Origin of the sequence: Lysinibacillus sp. NPDC097231 (genome assembly GCF_044761885.1) — a bacterium.
Lineage (GTDB): Bacteria > Bacillota > Bacilli > Bacillales_A > Planococcaceae > Lysinibacillus.
The window spans coordinates 1-2,151 of the sequence record NZ_JBIWDH010000073.1 but is presented as its reverse complement, the minus strand read 5'-3'; the positions used below and the strand labels follow the sequence as shown (position 1 = coordinate 2,151).

The window sequence follows — 2,151 nt, the reverse complement described above, 5'->3', positions numbered from 1 at the left end:
CCTAAAAAAGATGACACCTGCACAATACAGACATCATCTTCTTCAAGTTGCCTAGAGCTTTTTTTAAAATGTCCTTTACAAAGGGTACACTTTACCTTATTGTAGAGGCTTTTTAATATCTTTACTTTTGTTGAATTAAACCGAAACCAATTCCAGTTGGATCTACCAAATAGGCGAGATAAAACTCAGCAAACTCCATTTTATCACGCACAATGTAAGCACCATTCTGTTTAGCTTTTGAAATTGCTTCATCAATTGAATCAACTTCAATTTGAATACGTGTCCCAAAAGGGTAATCATGAGGTCCCTTTCCAATACCACCGTTGATCCCAGCTTTTTCATCATCCCCTGTTGTTACAGGCCAATAATCCCAATTTGGAGCAGCCGCCTCCCAACCAAAAACCTTAGTGTAAAATTCGGCTGCCTTTTCTGGCTCCTGACTATTTAATTCAAACCCTATTACTCTCCCCATATGATTCCCCTCCTAATTTTGAAGCATAATTTATAATTCATCACTTTGATGGATATTTCCTCCATTAGTTTCATCACCATAACGTGGGACAATTGTGACAACATAATTGCTAAGTATTTTGCTATTCATTAAATTAGTAAAATATTGTATAATCAAATTAGAACAACCGTTCAAATCTTAAAGAGGAGGAAATCATTGAACAAAAGACGCTATGATAGCGAGAAAGCAAAAGTTGAAATTATGGAACATGCGATTAGTTTGTTTTCTCAAAAAGGCTATAATCAAACATCAGTTGGAGATATTTCAACCGCTTCAGGCTACAGCAAAGGACATATCTATTACCATTTTGAGAACAAGGAAAAACTTTTTGTTCTTTTGGCTCAGCAAACTATGCAAGATTGGCACAACAAATGGATCCAACAAGAATGTACCTACTCCACTGCAAAAGAGAAATTATATGGCATGGCCAGACATGTTCTCTATCATTACCAAACACCTTTACTAAAATCGGGGCAAGAATTAGCTTCAAATCCCAAGTCCAGCCCTGAATCAGTGCAGCAATTATACAATTTAACAATTGTACCGATGAGTTCTTATCGCGCAATACTTCAAGAAGGAATTGATTGTGGGGAATTTATTAATGGCAATATTGATGAGTGGACAATTCTACTAGGCACTTGGCTGGGTGGTTTATGTCAGCTGACGTACACTCAAGAGCTTACAGTACTAGAACCACTCTTTAATCAGGCAATTACCATATTTTTAAGGGAGATTAAAAAAGGTGGGATATAAATGAAAATTGCATGTATAGGTGACAGCTTAACAGAGGGTCGACCAGGAGTTTCCTTTTTCAAACTTTTAACAACAAAACATCAGCATATCGAATTTGATAATCTCGGTAAACCGGGTGAGACAGTAAAAAGTTTACACATCCGCTTAGAGAAATCGAAACTAGATTCCTATTATGACCTCATCTTTCTTTGGATTGGTGTTAATGACGTCTATTCTAAACTTTTGAAAGTGCAAGCACAGCCAGTTACAAAGAATCACCTAGAATTTAAAGCTAATTATCTAAATGTTTTAGAAATGATTTTAGGTTCTGCAAAGCATATTGTTTTAGTTTCGCCAGCAATAGTAGGAGAGGAAATGGAAAATGCTCCAAATGTGGAATTAAAGGATCTTTCCTCTATTATTCAGTCCATCTCTTCTAAGTATGCCAATGTTAGCTTTTTAAATATGCAAGAGGTATTTGAGAATCACTTGGAAAATGTCAATAGTTCCGATTATCTTAACACCAATGTTATGCGAGTCATGAAAGATGTTCTGTTTTATAAAAATCCTTTGCGAATAAACCGATTATCCCAAAAAAGAGGGTTACATTTAACATTAGATGGCATTCATTTAAATAGTAAAGGGGCAGCTATTGTGGCGGAGGAATACACGGCTGTCATTGAGCAGCTTCAATTGCAGGAGACCAATAGGCATTCATACGAGAGGTGATGAATTTGAAAAAGGTTGCAATTGTTACTGGCGGGGTATCAGGTATAGGGAAAGCTATTTGTAAAGAATTAGTAAATCAAAATGTATTTGGCTCATCACCAAAATCTGGGGATGACAAAATCAATGACCTGTTTCCAAACGTAAACGGAGGAAAAGATGGGCATCATTTCGGTAGCCAA

At 36.4% G+C, this 2,151-nt stretch carries 3 protein-coding genes; 2 read left to right on the top strand and 1 reads right to left on the bottom strand.

All coding sequences use genetic code 11. The features are described 5' to 3' along the window. Nucleotides 1-121: 121 nt before the first annotated feature. Complete coding sequence (locus ACIQXF_RS23020; protein ID WP_402788147.1) at nucleotides 122-472, bottom strand: VOC family protein; 351 nt, start codon at nucleotides 470-472, stop codon at nucleotides 122-124. A 195-nt stretch (nucleotides 473-667) separates the two neighbouring features. On the opposite strand from ACIQXF_RS23020, the gene ACIQXF_RS23015 reads away from it, so the two are divergent. After that, entirely contained in the window at nucleotides 668-1,264 is a 597-nt protein-coding gene (locus ACIQXF_RS23015) for a TetR/AcrR family transcriptional regulator (RefSeq protein ID WP_402788144.1), read from the top strand. Next, nucleotides 1,265-1,972: an SGNH/GDSL hydrolase family protein gene (locus ACIQXF_RS23010; RefSeq protein WP_402788141.1), complete on the top strand. Its 708-nt coding sequence runs from the start codon at nucleotides 1,265-1,267 to the stop codon at nucleotides 1,970-1,972. It abuts the gene before it with no gap. Nucleotides 1,973-2,151: the final 179 nt, after the last annotated feature.

Coding starts and splice junctions, on each gene's coding strand:
- ACIQXF_RS23020 (WP_402788147.1), bottom strand. CDS start 472: ATGGGGAGAGTAATAGGGTTTGAATTAAATAGTCAGGAGCCAGAAAAG.
- ACIQXF_RS23010 (WP_402788141.1), top strand. CDS start 1,265: ATGAAAATTGCATGTATAGGTGACAGCTTAACAGAGGGTCGACCAGGA.